Below are 18,096 nucleotides of genomic sequence, written 5' to 3' on the forward strand. Positions count from 1 at the left end.
GTTACAGCAGCCAAGCTTTCAATCAGCTTTCAATAAACTTGCAGCCTATTTTATGGCTTCGGAATATAGAGCAACAACCTCTACACGGCCTACACACGGCGTTTTGAAACAATAGTTGCTTGACGCAGCCGCCAAACCTCTATCATCGTCGTTACTTAACATCGCCACTTTTTCAGCCTCTCGCGGCAACCTATTGAAATCATGATCATCAAGCGCAACGATCTCATTTTTGCGGTACGCACCACCGCCGCATCGCTGATCGCGCTTTATATCGCCTTCCTTATGAATATGGACGACCCGAAATGGGCCGCCATGACGGTATGGATCGTCGCTCAAAGCAGCCGCGCAATGAGCGTTTCCAAGAGCATCTACCGCCTGATGGGCACGGCAATCGGCGTTGTGGTGGCCGTATTGCTCACAGCAATCTTCATCCAGACGCCAACCTTGTTTCTGCTGGTCCTTGCAAGCTGGATCGGCCTTTGCACCGCTCTTTCGACGGGCTTGCGCAACTTTCGCTCCTATGGCGCGGTACTCGCTGGCTATACGGCGGCCATCGTTGCCATCGACTCGCTGTCCGATCCGGAAAATGTGTTTGAAATCGCCGTATCCCGGTTGATCTACATCGCACTCGGCATCGTCACTGAAGCAATCATTACCTGGCTGTTCAGTACCGACAATCCCTTCGAGGAGGCCCGCGCGCAGCTTGGAAAGTTCATGCGACAGACGGCAAAACTCTGCGCGGAAATGCTCGGCGGGGAAGCTGGAACCGGCGCGCTCCAAACCGCCTATCGCAATGCCATCGCCTTCGATACCGCCATTGAATACAAGGCCGCGAGTTCTGTCACCGTCAGGCGCAGCGTGGGCTATCTCCGTCAGGCCATGGTCGTCACGCTGCAACAGGCATCGGCTGTTCGCGCCATATTGGAAATGCCGCCGCAAACCACCCGTGACGATCCTTTGCTGCTGGAAGCACGAGACGCCATGGCGCGGATTGCGGATGGCGACGAAAGCGTCGATCTGGAAGCCCTTCGCGAAAAGATCATCCGGACGGCGGAAGCAGAAACGGCCGGTAATGCCGAACTCGCATCCGGGCGGCTGATGTTTTTGTACCGCTTGCGCAGCATGCTCGGTTTTCAGGAACAGGCTTTGGGTATCGAGGCCGAACTCGACACAACCCATCCAAAAGCCAACCGTGTTCGCCTGTCCTACCATGTCGACCACACGGCGGCGGTGATCAACGGTATTCGCGCATTCGTGGCTCTGGTCGCGGCATCGGCGATCTGGATCTTTACCGCATGGCCGTCCGGTGCGGGTTTCGTCATTGTCGTTGGTGTGGTCAACGCCCTTTTCGCAACCAGACCAAATCCAGTTGCCAGCGGCACGGAATTTCTGAAGGGTTCCGCCATCGCTGCGGTCGTCGCGGCGATCATGAATTTCGGCGTTTTGCCAGTCATATGGGGCTTCCTGCCCTTTACGATCGTCATTGCTCCAGTGCTGATCTGCGCCGGGCTTGCCATGCGCAATCCTTCGACAATTGCCAAAGGCTCGGCATTCGCAATCTTTTTCTGGGATTTGATCGGACCCGATAACTTCACGCGGGTCGACGCCACCTCATTTCTGAACGGCGTGATCGCGCTTCTTCTCGGCATCGGCATCGGAACGCTTGTTTTCTCGCTGCTCTTCCCGCCGAGCACCCATGCTGCGCAGCGCCGCATGAAACGCGCCATGCGCGACAGCCTGAAGAAAATCGGGGCTTCGCCGCGCTCAATTTCCATCGAGGCATGGATCAGCCAGAGCGCTGACCGCATCTCGCGTCTGCTGGTGACGGAGACTTCGGCTGCGTCACCCGAAGCGCATCAGGATTTGCGCGGCATGCTGGCCGTCTTGAATCTCGGCTCGGCAGCGCTGGAGCTTGCGCAATTGACAGACCATCCGGTGCCGGATGTGCGCATAGCTGTTCAGAATATGCTTCGGACGCTGGCTGTTTTCGAGCCCGCATCGTTGATCGAAACCACTAAGGCTAGTGCAGGCCGGATTCTGGCCTTATCGGAGACCGCCAGCAGCGCGGAAAAAGACCGATTGCTGCATGCAGCAGCGCTCATGCAAGCCATGGCCATGACAACGGAAGCAAATATAGCGTTTCTACGCTGAGCCCTATCCCACAAAAGCAGGCGCCAGTAAGAGATGCATTATTGAGTAAAACAATACTTATTCTTGTAATAAATATTCCAAAAAATCCAAATATTTTAGAAGACGTAAACGATTGGCGGTTACGATCTCCGGTCATATGCTATAGTTAGCTTCAGCAGACTGAGAAGTTTCCGAACACAGACGCGCGTGGATCGCCTCCACCGGTCACATTGCGGAATGCATGGGAATGCCTTTTTCGAGGGACTATTACTTTGGGCGGTTCAAGGCCGACGAGCTGGCAAGGTTGCAGCAAGCCTATATTCAGACTTGCACGGCTATTGGCTGCTGTCCTGTTACCTCGCCCCTGAAGGACGAATTGGTCCGTGAAATCATCCAGATTTACGAGTGCGGCGTCTTCCAACCGGAAAAGATCGCCGAACTCATGAAGCAGATCGAGAGCGTCAAGCACCGTGCGGAAACGAGCCCGACGCTTGATCAGTTCCCCGTCATACACTCCAAGACCGCCTAGGCTCAGTTTACGTGGCTGACGGTCTGACGCTTGGGCTACTCACTCCGCCGCATCTGCCAGATAGCCGAATTGCTGTACATTTTGTGGAGCAGTTACACCCGGCAACAGGCGGTCATCGTCAATCGGCTCACCAAGCTGCGTCGTCACCGGAATGACCCCTGCCCAGATCGGCAACGCGTAATCCGGCTCATCATCCTTCGGCGGACCGGAGCGAACCTTCGCCGACGCTTCGTTCAGCTCCAGTTCCAGAAGCATGGTCGCCTTCAGTTCCTTGGCCATCATCGGACGCAGCCCTTCCCAGCGGTCAGGAAACAGCCCGTTCACGAAGTTGCGCAAGTGCCGTTCCTTCGCCGTGACATCCGTAATCTTCTTCGCAGTGCCGAAAGCCATCACGGAACGATAGTTACAGGAATGGTGAAAAGCAGAACGCGCCAGAACGAACCCGTCCAGGGTTGCGAAGCTGACACAGACTTCCGCTTCCTCGCAAGCTTCCAGCATGCGGCTTGCCGATGAGCCATGCCAGTAGATGAAATTACCTTCCCGCCATACCAGCGTCGGCGACACATAGGGCGTGCCATTGAAGACATAAGCCACATGGGCAAGCGGCTGCGCATCAATGATCGCATGCACGCTGTCCGCATCATAATGGCCGCGATCATGCAGGCGTTTCACTCTGGCTCTTTCTGTGGGGGCATTCGTCATGCTGGTCATTCCCGTCTGCATTTGGACTTTCAATGCACGCAAAATGCCGCCATAGTGGTATGTTGAAAATAACCACTTAAAAGATATAGACCCATGCCACTTATCGCATCGATACCGGAGTTCGGCATTGACCGGACAAGCGATATTCCGCTCGCCGTGCAGTTGGCAGAACAGATAAGGCAGGCCGTTCTCACCGGAAGGCTGAAGCCTGAAAGCCGTCTGCCCTCGACGCGCGCCTTTGCAGAAGAGTTGGGTGTGTCTCGCGCCACGGCGCTGGCAGCCTACGACCAGTTGATCGCGGAGGGGTATCTGGAAGGCAAGCATGGTTCAGGCACACGCATAGCCGCTCAATTGCCGGAAGTGACACTGAAAACCGGGCCAGCCGCCACTTTCAAAACAGCAAAAATCATAACCAAGACAGCGCGTCTCCCGCAGCCTTTTCAGCAAGGCGTGTTCGACAGCGATCATTTTCCCCATGCGGAATGGGGCAAGCTGCTTGGACGCATCTGGCGCAACCCTGACACCAGCCTGCTGAACGGGCACGATCCTTTCGGCTATTTGCCGCTGCGCGCCGCCCTCGCCCGCCACCTGCACGAATGGCGCGGCATGGCTGTTGACCCCGCGCAAATTCTGATTACTGGCGGCAGCACCGACGCGTTTTCTCTGCTCCGTGAAGCCATGTTCGCACCGGGCGACAAAATCTGGATGGAAGAGCCGGGCTATTCTCCCGCCCGAAACATTCTTGGCGGGCAGGGAATTGACGTCATCTCGGTGCCTGTCGATGGCAATGGTCTAGATGTGACAGCGGGACGGCAAGCCGCCATGCATGCACGCGCGGCATTTGTAACGCCTGCCCGCCATCATCCCACAGGCGTAACCATGCCGCTGGCCCGGCGGCTTGATCTTATCGCCTGGGCTCGCGAGAGCGACGCGTTCATCATCGAAGACGACTATGACAGTGAGCACCGCTATATCGGCCAGCCGCTTCCGGCCCTGATGTCGCTCGACCGCGACCGCATTCTCTATATAGGCAGTTTCTCGAAAGTGTTCTCGCCCGTCTTGCGGCTCGGCTTCCTGATTGTGCCTCCACAACTGACAGACAAGTTTCGCACACTTCGACAAGAGCTTTTGCCGCCGCCGTCGCTTCTCGCTCAACCGACGCTGGCGCAATTCATCGAAACCGGCGCCTTCGCCCAGCACATCCGGAGAATGCGTCGTCTCTATGCGTCCCGTCGCAACAAGCTCATCGCGGCATTGTCGCCCGGTGAACCGGCACTTTTCAGGATCGAAGCGCCGCCTGCGGGCCTGACCCTGCTGCTCGCGCTTTCCGACAACCAAAATGATGTGGCACTTGTAGAAAAACTTGCAGAATCCGGGATTAACGTTCAACCGCTCTCCCCGCTCTACAGGTTTTTCCTGCCGCGACAGGGACTTCTCCTCGGTTTCTCAGGTTTTGATGAAGCCCATCTGGAGAAATCTGCAACAGCATTGATAAAAGTCCTCGAAAGCTCAATTTGAACCGCGTGCGTTAGCACTTTCGTAAACTTTGGATTCAGTTTTTGCCGCTACTCTAAACAAAGCAATGACTCGGAAGAGCGTTGCAGCCCATTTGTTTTGAGTACGGGTGCCCATGCGTTCTTCGCCTTCGCGTTTTTTGGTCGTGTCTGCCATTGCGCTCGCTTGCGCCGCCCTGTCGGGCTGCACATCGAGTTCCGGCATCGACAGCATCATGCTCCAGCCGAAACCCTCGGCGGAGATGACCAGTTCTGTTGTGAGGCCAGTTCCGCCCGCAGCCGTAACCGAAACGGCAAGCGCGCCGCGTGCACAGCCGCTTCCCCCGCAAGAAGAAGTGCTCGCCTGGGCCGGACCTGTTCCTGATGGCGGACCGTTCAAGGTTCAACCGCCTGCACCCGTTGCGCCGCAACCGCGCGCGCCCTTGCAGGAGCGCCCCGTCGCGCAGATACCAGCCCCAGCTCCGCAAGCGGCAGCGCCGCGTGTACCTGCACCGCAGGTCGCGGCCTATCCGGCAGTGCGTCTGGAACCGCAAGCCCGTACGGCACAGGACCGCTCCAGAATTTATAGCCACCGCTTCCGTGATGCAAAGCCGATCAATTTTGGCCGTGCGTCACCGCGCAAGCTCGCAGTTCACGGCGTTGACGTCTCGCGCTGGCAGGGCGATATCGACTGGCCAAAGCTGCGCACGCAAGGCGCGAACTTTGCCTATATCAAGGCGACCGATGGTGGCGACCATCTCGACCCGATGTTCCGCAAAAACTGGCGTGAGGCCAAGGAAGCTGGAATCAAGCGCGGCGCTTATCACTTTTTCTACTGGTGCCGTGTCGCCAGCGAGCAGGCCGATTGGTTCATCCGCAATGTGCCGAAGGATCCTGATGCGCTACCGCCGGTGATCGACGTGGAATGGAATGGTGATTCCGCCTGCCGCCGCCGTCCTTCGCCGCAACAGGTGCGCGAGAAGATGCAAGTCTTCATGGACAAGCTTGAGCGCCACTACGGCAAGCGCCCGGTCATCTATACCGCACCGGATTTCTATGACGACAATCTGAGAGGCGCGTTCAACGACTATCCGTTCTGGTTGCGCGCTGTCGCCCAGCACCCATCCAAGGTCTATCCGGGCCGCCCATGGCTGTTCTGGCAATATTCCGGATCGGGTCTGTCTCAGGGCGTGAGCAACAAGATCGACCTGAACGTGTTCCATGGTTCGGAAGCCGAATGGCATCGCTGGCTCGACAGAGTCGGCAGCTGAGTTCGCTTCATCCCAAACAAAAACCCCGGAACTTCCATTCCGGGGTTTTCTTTATTCAGCGGCACTCACTTCTTGCCGATATTTTCCAGATCATACGGCGTTGACTGGTAAATCTCATTGATCCAGTTGCCGAACAGGAGATGCGCGTGGCCGCGCCAGCGATTTTGCGGCGGGCGCGTGGCATCATCTTCCGGGAAATAATTCGCAGGCACCTTCGTTTCTGGCTCGCCCTGGATATCGCGGAAATATTCGTCAGCCAGCGACGTGGTGTCATATTCGACATGGTTGAACATATGCAGCGCGCGATGGTTTGGATCTTCCAGCAGACAAAGGCCGGATTCAGCGCTATCGACGAGAACATTCAAACCACTATTCTGCGGAATGTCCTCCTTGCGCACTTCCGTCCAGCGTGAAACCGGAATGGTGAAATCATCCGAGAAACCGCGCAGATAGGGCGATGCTGGCGCAAGATTCTGCTGGCTGTAGACGCCCGATGCCTTGGCCGGCAGTTCATACTTGCCCATGCCATGGAAATGATGAACGGCGGCCTGCGCCGACCAGCAGATGTTCAGCGAGCGATGCACATGGGTCTGCGTCCAGTCGAAAACACGCTGCAACTCATCCCAATAGGTTACGTCTTCGAAGTTCAAGCGTTCCACCGGCGCACCGGTGATCACGAATCCATCGAAGCGCTCGTCACGCACATCTTCCCACGGGCGGTAGAAAGACAGCATGTGATCGGCGGAGGTATGGCGCGCGACGTGATTGGTTATGCGCACCAGTGTCAGTTCCACCTGAAGCGGCGTCGCGCCCAGCAGGCGTGCGATCTGCGTTTCCGTGGTCGCCTTGTTGGGCATAAGATTGAGCAGGCCGATGCGCAAGGGCCGTATGTCCTGACGCACGGCATCCGCCTCGCGCATGACCATAACGCCCTCGGCCTGGAGAACACTGGTTGCTGGCAGATCGTCAGGAATTTTTATCGGCATGATCGCGTCGGTCCCTAGTTCTGTCAGGTAGACGCGAGTGGCTTTATCCGCATAGTTGCCGGTTTGGCCACATCCTCCCTTGTCAGGGAGTACCACCTTGCCCGGAGCGGCAGGTTGGCGTTGGGCGTCTCCCCAACTCTTGATGTATTCGCACTTCTACTCAAACGCGGACGTTATGGCAATAGCTTTACGTGCAAGCGATGCTGACTGGAACAAATGTCCGCTTTCTGCGTTATTCGAAGTGCCCGCATACTGTCTCAGGCTATCGTTTCGGTTTGAGGGCAACAGGGAGGGAGAAAATGAGCAATATCATATTCTGGACGGGAATCTTGCTTCTGCCGATTTTGGTGGGAACAGCATTCGCCTATCTGCGCCATTATCATCACGAAGACGACTTCTGATTTAGAACCAGAAGCCGTCTGCCGTTCTGAATGTTTCATGCGCTTTCGCGCACGATCTTTATTGTGTCGCTGAAACCAGTGAAAAAGCCACGCCTTTCGGATCAAGACACTGGATGATCCACTCGCCATTCGGCACTTCGGTCGGCCCGAATGTAACCTTGCCACCCTGCGATTTGACGCGTTCGGCAGCGGCGTTCGTTCCATCCACCATGAAGTAAAAGCCCCAGCCCTGCGGCACATTCGGCGGAGCCGTCATGATGCCGCCTGTATCCGCACCGTTTACGCTGAAGATCTTGTATTTGCCCATACCGCCCATATCGAAATCGCGTGCGAGCTTCCAGCCAAACACTTTCTCATAGAAGCCAAAGACTTCCTCGCCGTTCTTGGCATAAAGCTCATGCCAACCGGGATGACCCACCTTGCGCGAACCAAAATCGGCTGGTGGTTCTGGCGGGTCTTTCGGCTCGAAAAGCGCAAAGACTGAACCCTGCGGGTCCGCCACGATGGCAAACCGCCCAACGGTTGGAATATCATAAGCCGATTGAAGGATCTTACCGCCCGCGGCGATAACCTTCTCAGACATTGCGTCCACATCGGCCACACCGATATAACCGAGCCAGCCGGGCTTTGCGCCGCAATCTCCGCTTGGCATATCGGACAGCGCCATCATACCGGCGACTGCACAACCGGGCGCTTCCAGCAGGGTATAATTCACACCGGGGACGCCCGAATCCTTGGTATTCCAACCGACGACCTTGCCGTAAAAATTTGCGGCCTCAGTGGCATCTTCGGTCATGAGTTCGTACCAGACGAACGGTGATGCTCCGTTATTCATTGTCATTCCTCCCAGAATTTGAATTCAGCGTTCAGCTACAGCAGCTGTGCTTTGCCGCTGGCGCAGCATATTCATCGTGGCGTTTCACGAAGTGCATCGTGCTGTCTTCGTTACGCCCTTTCGGTGCACGGTCGAGGATCATCAGCGTGCTGATCCACTCCTCGATGCCACGCGCATAGCTGGAATATGTATGGTAGATCGTGCCGTCATCAGTCTTGATGAAGGCACTCATGCCGGGCAGTTCGTCATGCGCCTGCTCTGGCGCCAGCCTGTCGAAATTGTAGAAAACGCGCCCTTCTTCGATCTCGGCCTTGTCGAACGACACATGGAAGTCAAAATTGAAATCGCCGCCATAAGATGACACCCATGGGAAATGCCAGCCCATGCGCCGCTTATAGTCTTCCAGCTTTGCAAGAGGCCCACGCGATACAGCGACAAGCGTGACATCATGATTGTTGAGATGCGCCAGCGCACCGTCGAGATTATCTGCCAGGAAAGAACAGCCAACGCAGCCCTGCTCCCATTCCGGCCCGAACATGAAATGATAGACGACCAGCTGACTGCGTCCGTCAAAAAGCTCTGCCAGTGTTCGACGCCCAGCCGGGGTGTCGAAGACATAGTCTTTCTCCACCTTGACCCAGGGCAGCGCCCGTCTTTCCTGATTGACGCGATCGCGAAGATGCGTCGCTTCCTTTTCTCTGGCCAAAAGCGCGCGACGCGCCTCAAGCCAGACTTCGCGGGATACGACTTCATTCATGATGCAAGTCCTCCTCCGCCCCCCGGATGGTAAAACGCCCAGTTTATATCGGGATATTTGCTTGACGATTTACATTGATATCAATATTAATGGATCATGTCAAACGTCCCTGAAGTCCCTTTCGAAACAACCCTTTTGGTCAGAGACACCTGCCTCTGCCTGCATGTCCAGCGAGCGGCTCGTGCGCTTGCGCGGCGTTTTGACGAAGCTCTTCGTCCGGTTGGCATGACGAATGGGCAATTCTCCCTGATGATGTCGCTCAACCGGCCTGCGCCACCGCCGATGAAACCAGTGGCTGAATTGCTGGCAATGGATCAGACCACCCTCACCGCAGCGCTGAAGCCCCTGCAAAGACAGGGCTGGGTGGAAATACTGGTCAATCCTGCCGACCGCCGCGAGCGCCTGCTGCAACTGACACCGGATGGCAAGGCAGCCTTGGCTGCCGCAGTTCCCATCTGGACCTCCACGCATGCGGAAATTGAAAAGAACCTCTCGCAAGGCAATGGCGATCAAATCCGAAGCGATCTGATTGCGCTTTCGTTCTAGGATTTCACGCCACAGCCTGAATGATATGCGCCTGAATTTTGGCAGAAACTTCACCGCTGCCATGCTTTTCGGAAAGCACCTCGGTCACATAGTCCGTCGCTGGGGTGAGTCCGCCTGCATTTCTGGCTTCAATTTCCTGACGAAGCAAAGTTCCGTGACAGTAAGCAACGGCAGGGATGCGCGGTGACGAGGCACAGCTTTGCTCGGCGCGTGTCTCGGTCGTGATACTCGAGAAGCCTGCCTCCTCAAGTTCCCTGCGGATAAGCGCCGTGTCGTGATAGCCATGCGGTGTCCGCGCCAGAAAACGTGGTGGATCCTGCGGAAATATCTCGGCAAGCGCACGCGTTACGTCATCCGCGAAGATGTTCTCCTCGATACGATCCCAGACGCTGAACAGAAGCCGTCCACCAGGTTTCAGGACGCGCCGCGCTTCCCGGTAACCGGCAATCCGGTCGGGGAAAAACATCGCACCAAACTGGCAGCAGACCACATCAAAACGCGCAGCTTCAAACGGCAATGCCAAAGCATCGGCCTGCCGCCATTCAATCCGGCTGTCGGGCAGCTGCCGCGAGGCCGCAAAAGCAATCATCGGCTGGTTCAGATCACTTGCGATATAATGGGCGCCGCTGCCCAGTCTCGGTGCCAAAGCACGCGTGACTGCACCGGTACCGGCACAGGTTTCCAGAATGTTTGCGGGGGAAAGACTGACCACACGTTGGGCCATATCAGCAGCGTAACGCTCGAAAATTAACGGCACCATATAGCGCTCGTAATTTTCCGGAATGGAACCGGCGAACACTTTATCGGCTTCCAGCATCTCAGTCGCCTGCATCCTATAGACGGAGGGCGATTATATCACAGAGCAGCCGATCTGAAATCAGCGATGATTCTTCATAACGAATGACATTTTTCGACATCTATTCAATACTATATCAGAAATATCTAATAATTTAATCGAGATGCATCTTCTGTATGAATTCATACAGCACAACGGCCTGATTGTGTTCCTCATCCTTAGCGCCGTAGAGTAATGTCAGCGGCGCATCACCGGCTTTGGCAACCAGTGCTTTGAGGTCCGACAACTTATCTTGCAGTTCGGCATAATAGCGCTTTTGAAACTCGTCCCACTTTGCCGGATCATGATTGAACCATTTGCGAAGATCGGTGGACGGGGCAATATCTTTTGCCCAGAGATCGATGGCGGCCTTTTCCTTGGTCATGCCGCGCGGCCAGACACGATCGACCAGAACCCGATAACCATCGTCGCTTGACGGCGCTTCATAGATCCGTTTGAGGCGAATATCGGTCATGTTGAAATCTCCGCATCGTCGCTACCACCTGGTGTTTTAGCGTAGCGACGCGGAATAGGCGACAACAGAAGCGCCGCGCGGGGGCGCAGCACTTCTGTGTTTCGCAAGGTTACGCGGCCTTGCCGAGCATACCGTGCGGATCAAGCACAAACTTCTTCGCCACGCCCTGGTCGAAGCTCTCATAACCAGCGGCTGCGTCTTCAAGCGAAATGACTTCCGCATTGACGATTTCAGCGATGTTCAGACGGCCGTGCAGGATCGCCTGCATCAACTGCCGGTTATATTTCAGAACCGGCGTCTGCCCCGTATGGAACGACTGCGCTTTGGCCCAGCCGAGCCCGAAGCGAAGCGACAGGCTGCCCTGCTTGGCCGCACCATCCACCGCACCCGGATCTTCCGTCACGTAGAGCCCCGGAATGCCAACCGAACCGGCAGGACGCGTGATTTCCATCATCTGATTCAGCACGATAGCAGGCTGTTCGCCGCCGCTATGGCCTCTAGCCTCGAAGCCCACCGCGTCAATGGCACTGTCCACCTCATTGCTGCCGGTGACTTCCGCAATCATGTCGCCCAGACGGTCGCTGGCGGAAAGATCAATCGGCTCAAAACCGACCTTGCGGGCATGGTCCAGACGTTCCTTGTTGAAGTCTCCGACCATCACGACGGCAGCGCCAAGAATACGCGCCGAGGCTGCGGCTGCCAGCCCGACTGGTCCGGCACCGGCCACATAGACCACCGAGCCTACACCAACACCCGCCTTGACCGCGCCGTGAAAGCCGGTCGGCAGAATATCCGACAACATGGTGAGATCGCGGATCTTCTCCATCGCCCGGTCACGATCCGGGAATTTCAGCAGATTGAAATCGGCGTAAGGCACCATGACGTAGCGGGCCTGCCCGCCGATCCAGCCCCCCATATCGACATAACCATACGCACCGCCAGCGCGTGATGGATTGACAGTCAGACAGACGCCGGTGTCCTGCTCCTTGCAGCAACGGCAGCGGCCGCAGGCAACATTGAACGGCACGGAAACGATGTCGCCGACTTCGAGCATCTCGACATCGGAACCCTTCTCAATGACTTCGCCGGTAATCTCATGGCCAAGCACAAGCCCGGGCATCGCCGTCGTGCGTCCGCGCACCATATGCTGGTCCGACCCGCATATATTGGTCGAGATGACTTTCAGAATGACACCGTGACCCAGTTTCCTCCCATCGGGTGCAGACAGCACCGGATCTTCGATGTCACGTACTTCGACTTTTCCGGGTCGCATATAGACGACGCCACGGTTCCTGCTCATGTCTACCTCCTCCAGGTTGGACAACAAACGAAGATGTCAGAAAGTGAAAACGTAACGGCGATAGGCGCAAGGCTCAGTCTCAATCGCGACACGTCTCATTCAATTTGCACGCCAAAAGCACGCTTGTCGGATGCGCCGGAACAGCCGTCATAATTACGGGTGATGATGATTGAACATTGTATATATTAGCAAAGCAACTTGACTCTGGGTTGTGCGCAAGCTTCACATGGCGCAGATTCTTTCCGCTCTTCCAAGGGACAGTGGTCGGGCACCGAAATCGCAAGGAGAGGCAAATGCTTAACGGTTTCAAACGGCAGCAGGGTCGTGCGCTTTGGGCACAGGTTTTCCTGACGCTAGCTGCAATCACTGGTTTGACCGCAGGGCTTGCCATGGCGCCCGCTCCGTCGAACGCCGCTGAAACGCGTCGTATCGAAATCACCGAAGACAGCGATTATTTCGGCTTCGACTTGCGGACCCAGAAGAACGTGACACTGGACCAATGCAAGAGCACCTGTCTCGGTGACAATGCCTGCCGAGCCTTCACCTATAATCCGAAGGTCAAATGGTGCTTCCTCAAGACCGATTTCAACAAGCTCAATCCTTCGGTCGGCTCCATTGCCGGTAAGGTTGTATCGGGTGCAACCAAAGACACAGCCAAGGCCGACATCGGCGCGCCACCAGCCGTTACATTCTTCGCGGATAATCTTGTCGATGAAGCCCGCCGTTTCCGCACCACTATTCTGGCTGCGGACAGTAACGAAGGCCTCAGCACGCTGAAGGCCGAAGCTGCCTCCGCACTCGCCAATAGCGACCCGCGCACGGCAATGGAGAAATTTGCTGCCGCAGCCGGCGCTTCGCCTGACGACAGCACGCTCTGGACCGGTCTGGCTCTCGCCACTTTGGCAACAGAACCTTCCAACAGCGAAGAAACCGCCAAGTTCAAGCGCGACGCCACATCGGCAGCATGGAACGGCTATCAGACCTCGCGCAGCAAGGCCGCGCGCGCCAATGCACTGAATGCGATGGCGGAGGCGCTTGACCGTCGCGAATTGTCCCGCCCTGCCCTTCAGGCCTATGATGCGAGCCTCAATCTGGTTAATTCGGCTTCGGTCCGCGCCGCCTATGAAGACCTAAAGGCCCGCAAGGGTTTCCGCATCGTCGACCACAGTGTCGATAACGACAATGCATCGCCGCGCATCTGCGCGCAGTTTTCCGAAGAACTGGTCAAAAGCGGCACCGACTATTCCAGCTTCGTGACATTGGACAGCGCCGCACCCAAGGCTATTGAGGCCAAGGATCGCCAGATCTGCGTCGAAGGTCTGGAACATGGCCGCACCTACAGCGTCACCTTCCGCGCCGGTTTACCCGCTGCTATTGGCGAGACGCTGCCAGCACCGGTAACCCTGTCCGTCTATGTGCAGGACCGTGCTCCATCGGTGCGCTTTACCGGCGACAGCTTTGTGCTGCCTGCCAAGGCGCGTCGCGGCATTCCACTGGTCAGTGTCAATATGAGCGCGGCCAAAGTGAAGCTCTATCGCATCGGCGACCGTTCGCTGGCGCAGCTTTTGTCCGGCTACCAGTTTCTGCGTCAGCTCGACGGCTATGACGTCAGCACGATTTCTGACCAGATGGGCGCTCCCGTCTGGGAAGGCCAAATCGACACTGCCGCCGCAGAGCTGAACAAGGAAGTCACCACCAGTTTCCCGATTGATGAAGCCCTGCCGCAGCGGAAGCCCGGCGTCTACGTGCTGACCGCTGAGCCGATCAAGGCAAGCGGCGAAAGCTATGACACCAAGGCGACCCAGTGGTTCGTTGTGTCGGATATCGGGCTTTCGACCTATACGGGTCAGGACGGCATCAATGTCTTCGCGCGTTCGCTCGAAACGGCGGAGCCGCTTTCCGGCGTCAAGCTGACATTGCTGGCTCGCAACAACGAAGTGTTGGGCGAAGCGACAACCGATAGCGACGGTCGCGCCACCTTTACCGCAGGTCTCACGCGCGGCACCGATGGCATGGTTCCTGCGGTGCTGATGGCCAATCAGGGTGAAGATGATTTTGTCTTCCTTGATATGGCGCGTGCAGGCTTTGATCTTTCTGATCGCGGTGTCACCGGGCGCGCAGCGCCCAAGGCGCTCGACGTTTATGCCTGGACCGAACGCGGCATCTATCGCGCAGGCGAAGTAGTCCATGCCGCAGCGCTTGCCCGAGATGATGCGTCGCTCGCCGTCGACAACCTGCCGCTGACCTTCATCTTTACGCGCCCAGACGGCGTGGAAGATCGTCGCCTTGTGTCGGACAGCAGCAAGGCAGGCGGACATTCCGTCGATCTGACATTGGCCGCCAATGCCATGCGCGGCACATGGAACCTGAATATCTACACCGACCCCAAGCAGCCGGCGGTCGCCTCGCAAATGTTCCTGGTTGAAGATTTCGTGCCAGACCGCATTGAGTTCGACCTGACATCGGACAAGCCGGAAATCGCCAGTGGCGAAGCTGCCAATGTGACCGTCGATGGCCGCTTCCTCTATGGCGCACCGGCCGCCGGATTGGCGCTCGAAGGCGAAGTCACGCTTTCGACCAAGCGCGACTGGGACCGTTTCAAAGGCTATTATTTCGGTCTGGCCGATGAAGGTCAGGGCGAAGCCACCCGCCTTCCGCTGGATCAGTTGCCCAAGGTTGGCGACGATGGCAAGGCGACCTTCCCGGTCGTGATCGATGACCTGCCATCCACCACCCGTCTTATCAATGCAGCCGTCACCGTCCGCATGCGCGAAAGCGGTGGTCGTGCTGTGGAACGCAAGCTCGACCTTGCCGTTCGTCCGCAAGGATCGATGATCGGCATCAGACCGGATTTCTCCGGTGACGAAGTACCGCAAGGCGGCACCGCGAAATTCAGCTTCATCGCTTCGGATGCCAACGGTAACCGCACGAACCTTGACGGTGCCGTCTGGTCGCTTGTGAAGGTTGAGCGCAATTACCAATGGTATCGCAGCGGCAATAGCTGGAACTACGAGCCAGTCACCTTCACCAAGTCGGTTGCAACCGGCAAGATAGACCTCAAGGCTGATGCGGAAGCGAGCATCACCCAGCCGGTCGACTGGGGTCGATATCGCCTTGAAATCGAGACGGGCGACGCTTCCGGTCCGGCTTCAAGCTACGAATTCGACGCGGGCTGGTATGTGGCCGCGACCTCGACGGAAACGCCGGATGGCCTCGAAATCGCGCTCGACAAGGATCATTACGCAGCCGGTGAAACCGCGAAGCTGAAAATCAGCCCGCGTTTTGCCGGGGAGCTGTTGATCACCATCGGCGCGGAAAAGCTGCTGACGACCATCAGCGAGAGCGTATCGGCTGACGGTGCAACCATCGACATTCCAGTCGGCGAAAACTGGGGCGCTGGTGCTTACGTCACCGCAACGCTTTTCCGCCCGGGCAGCGCGCAGGAAAGCCGCATGCCCGCCCGCGCCATTGGCCTCAAATGGCTGAAGGTTGACCCAGCCGACAAACAACTGGCCGTCAAGCTGACGCCGCCGGAGAAAATCACCCCGCGCAGCACGCTCTCGGTTCCCGTTTCGGTGGAAAATGCAGGCGGCGAGCAGGCCTATGTCATGGTTGCCGCTGTCGATGTCGGCATACTGAACCTGACACGTTATCAGGCTCCGAACCCGGAAAACTGGTTCTTTGGCCAGCGCCAGCTCGGCCTTGAACTGCGCGACATGTATGGACGCCTTATCGATGGTTCGCTTGGCACCACCGGCAAGCTGCGCACCGGCGGTGACGGCGGCAACATGGCTGCGGAAGGCAGCCCGCCGACCGAAAAGCTTGTTGCACTCTTCTCCGGCCCTGTCGAGCTGGATAGCGATGGCAAGGCAAATGTTGATTTCGATATCCCGCAGTTCAACGGAACCGCCCGCGTTATGGCCGTGGCATGGACAAGCAAGGCCGTTGGTCACGCATCCAGCGATGTGATCGTGCGCGATCCGGTTGTCATTACGGCTGGCCTGCCGCGCTTCATGGCGCCGGGAGATCAGGCGACACTGCGCCTCGATATCGCCAATACGGACGCGCCTGACGGAAATTATCGTCTGAGTGTCGAAACCAGCGATAATCTCGGCACGGAAATCGGCTCTTATCCTGACACGCTAGCGCTTGCCGGTGGCAAACGCCAATCCGTCGCTGTGCCGCTCAACGCGCAGAAAACGGGACAGGGCAATATTACGATACGCCTTGCAAATGATGCCGGGCTGTCCATCGAACAGAATCTGTCACTACCGGTGCGCCCGGTTGATCTGCCAGTCACGACACGTCAGGTGGTCAGCCTTCCGGCCAATGGCGGTAGCCTCAAGATCGATGGCGGCCTGCTCTCGGAAAGCCTGCTCGACGGTGCTTTTGTCAGCGTCGGTATCACCCGCAGCGCGGCGTTCGACGTGCCGTCGCTTCTGATGGCGCTCGACCGCTATCCATATGGTTGCGCCGAGCAGACGACGAGCCGCGCCCTGCCCCTGCTTTACTTGAGCGAAATGGCGGCAGGCTCCGAAGCAAGCGCCGGACTTGGCGATCAGGATGAACTCAAGAAGCGTGTGCAGGACGCTATCTATCGTGTGCTGAGCTATCAGTCCTCGTCCGGCTCGTTCGGCCTGTGGGGACCAGGTTCCGGTGATCTGTGGCTTGATGCCTATGTCACCGACTTCCTCACCCGTGCCCGCGAAAAGGGCTATGTGGTTCCACAGGAGGCCCTGCTCTCGGCCCTGTCCAATCTGCAAAATGCGCTCGGCTACACGATCGACGCCAAGGATCGCGGCAACGAGATCGCCTACTCGCTCTATGTGCTGGCGCGCAACAAGAAGGCCTCGGTCGGTGATCTGCGTTATTACGCGGATACCCAGCTCGATAACTTCACAAGCCCGATGGCGATTGCCCAACTGGCCGCAGGTCTGGCGCTTTATGGCGACCAACAGCGTTCAGACCGGGTGTTCAACGTCGCTCTCAACCGCGCAAGCACCAACACAGCATACGACTATAATCGCTCCGATTATGGTTCGCGGCTGCGTGATGGTGCGGCCATGCTGGCGCTTGCGGCAGAAAGCAAGCCTGCACCGAAAGTGCTGCCTTCGCTCGTCACGCTGGTTGGTTACGAGCGCGATCAGACGAAATATCTCAGCACACAGGATCAGGCCTGGATGCTGCTTGCCGCCCGTGGTCTCAAGGAGAACAATGCGGCGATCAATCTCGACATCAACGGCACCGCCCATGAAGGTGCTTTCTCCGAACGGGTCAACGGCAATGCGCTCGAAGCCCAGCCGCTTGTCGTGACGAACCGCGGCAGTGATGCCGTGGATGCCGTGGTGACAGCCGTTGCACCGCCCGCACAATCGCTGCCCGCCGGTGGCGAAGGCTTCAACATTGAGCGCGCCTATTACACGCTCGACGGACAGGAAGCCAACATCACGGGCATCAACCAGAACGAGCGTTTTGTGGTGGTGTTGAAGATCGACGATCTGCAACAATGGCAGTCGCGTCTGCTGGTCACCGATCTTCTGCCTGCGGGTCTGGAGATCGACAATCCAGGTCTGGTTTCCAGTGCCGATCTCGGCAATTTCCCTTGGCTCGAAAGCACAGAGGCTGCGCATCTCGAATTCCGTGATGATCGTTTTGTCGCAGCATTCGACCGTTCGGCAGGCGAGAAAAAACAGATCGTGCTTGCTTATGTCGTGCGCGCGGTAACACCAGGGCTTTACACCCATCCGGCAGCCACGGTGGAAGACATGTATCGTCCGCAATATTCCGCCCGCACGGCAACCGGAATGATGGAGGTTGCTGCGCCGTAACCTTTTCG

13 protein-coding genes and 1 riboswitch are annotated in these 18,096 nt (G+C 57.4%); of the genes, 6 read left to right on the forward strand and 7 right to left on the reverse strand.

Features of this window, described 5'->3' with window-relative positions; translation table 11 throughout:
- Window positions 1–201 precede the first annotated feature (201 nt).
- Both FHW00_RS04190 and FHW00_RS04195 read left to right on the forward strand, forming a co-directional pair.
- A complete protein-coding gene (locus FHW00_RS04190; protein ID WP_078337027.1) occupies window positions 202–2,151 on the forward strand; it encodes an FUSC family protein in 1,950 nt (649 codons plus the stop codon).
- Between the two features lie 226 nt (window positions 2,152–2,377).
- The gene (locus tag FHW00_RS04195) at window positions 2,378–2,659 is read left to right on the forward strand and encodes a hypothetical protein (protein ID WP_078337028.1); all 282 of its coding nucleotides are present in this window, start codon (window positions 2,378–2,380) and stop codon (window positions 2,657–2,659) included.
- Between the two features lie 39 nt (window positions 2,660–2,698).
- On the opposite strand, the gene FHW00_RS04200 is transcribed toward FHW00_RS04195, so the two are convergent.
- Complete coding sequence (locus FHW00_RS04200; RefSeq protein WP_078337089.1) at window positions 2,699–3,361, reverse strand: pyridoxamine 5'-phosphate oxidase family protein; 663 nt, start codon at window positions 3,359–3,361, stop codon at window positions 2,699–2,701.
- Between the two features lie 93 nt (window positions 3,362–3,454).
- Between FHW00_RS04200 and pdxR the strand changes: the two genes are divergently transcribed.
- A complete protein-coding gene (gene pdxR, locus FHW00_RS04205; RefSeq protein ID WP_078337029.1) occupies window positions 3,455–4,879 on the forward strand; it encodes a MocR-like pyridoxine biosynthesis transcription factor PdxR in 1,425 nt (474 codons plus the stop codon).
- A gap of 112 nt (window positions 4,880–4,991) precedes the next feature.
- Window positions 4,992–6,125 carry a glycoside hydrolase family 25 protein gene (locus FHW00_RS04210; RefSeq protein WP_182514635.1) on the forward strand — a complete coding sequence of 378 codons (1,134 nt, stop codon included), beginning with the start codon at window positions 4,992–4,994 and terminating at the stop codon, window positions 6,123–6,125.
- A gap of 65 nt (window positions 6,126–6,190) precedes the next feature.
- On the opposite strand, the gene metA is transcribed toward FHW00_RS04210, so the two are convergent.
- From metA to FHW00_RS04225, 3 genes are all read right to left on the reverse strand, one after another.
- Window positions 6,191–7,111 carry a homoserine O-acetyltransferase MetA gene (gene metA / locus FHW00_RS04215; RefSeq protein WP_078337030.1) on the reverse strand — a complete coding sequence of 307 codons (921 nt, stop codon included), beginning with the start codon at window positions 7,109–7,111 and terminating at the stop codon, window positions 6,191–6,193.
- Window positions 7,112–7,152: 41 nt separating this feature from the next.
- A riboswitch (SAM-I-IV-variant riboswitch) is annotated at window positions 7,153–7,262 on the reverse strand.
- A 308-nt stretch (window positions 7,263–7,570) separates the two neighbouring features.
- Entirely contained in the window at window positions 7,571–8,347 is a 777-nt protein-coding gene (locus FHW00_RS04220; protein ID WP_078337031.1) for a VOC family protein, read from the reverse strand.
- Between the two features lie 31 nt (window positions 8,348–8,378).
- Window positions 8,379–9,107, reverse strand: coding sequence for a DUF899 domain-containing protein (locus tag FHW00_RS04225; RefSeq protein WP_176168283.1), 729 nt, complete (start codon window positions 9,105–9,107; stop codon window positions 8,379–8,381).
- 93 nt (window positions 9,108–9,200) lie between these two features.
- Between FHW00_RS04225 and FHW00_RS04230 the strand changes: the two genes are divergently transcribed.
- Window positions 9,201–9,650, forward strand: a complete 450-nt coding sequence (locus FHW00_RS04230) for a MarR family winged helix-turn-helix transcriptional regulator (protein WP_078337033.1) — start codon at window positions 9,201–9,203, stop codon at window positions 9,648–9,650.
- A 4-nt stretch (window positions 9,651–9,654) separates the two neighbouring features.
- Here the strand turns inward: FHW00_RS04230 and FHW00_RS04235 are convergent, their stop codons facing one another.
- The 3 genes from FHW00_RS04235 to fdhA form a co-directional block, all read right to left on the reverse strand.
- Entirely contained in the window at window positions 9,655–10,467 is an 813-nt protein-coding gene (locus FHW00_RS04235; protein WP_078337034.1) for a class I SAM-dependent methyltransferase, read from the reverse strand.
- A 133-nt stretch (window positions 10,468–10,600) separates the two neighbouring features.
- Entirely contained in the window at window positions 10,601–10,960 is a 360-nt protein-coding gene (locus FHW00_RS04240; RefSeq protein WP_078337035.1) for a DUF488 domain-containing protein, read from the reverse strand.
- A 109-nt stretch (window positions 10,961–11,069) separates the two neighbouring features.
- Window positions 11,070–12,260 carry a formaldehyde dehydrogenase, glutathione-independent gene (gene fdhA / locus FHW00_RS04245; RefSeq protein ID WP_113533470.1) on the reverse strand — a complete coding sequence of 397 codons (1,191 nt, stop codon included), beginning with the start codon at window positions 12,258–12,260 and terminating at the stop codon, window positions 11,070–11,072.
- A gap of 389 nt (window positions 12,261–12,649) precedes the next feature.
- Here fdhA and FHW00_RS04250 point away from each other — a divergent pair, with 389 nt between their 5' ends.
- Window positions 12,650–18,088 (forward strand): alpha-2-macroglobulin family protein, encoded by a 5,439-nt coding sequence (locus FHW00_RS04250; RefSeq protein ID WP_113533516.1) that lies wholly within the window; start codon window positions 12,650–12,652, stop codon window positions 18,086–18,088.
- The last annotated feature ends 8 nt before the right edge of the window (window positions 18,089–18,096 follow it).

This window comes from Ochrobactrum sp. P6BSIII (genome assembly GCF_014138065.1).
Classification (GTDB): Bacteria; Pseudomonadota; Alphaproteobacteria; order Rhizobiales; family Rhizobiaceae; genus Brucella.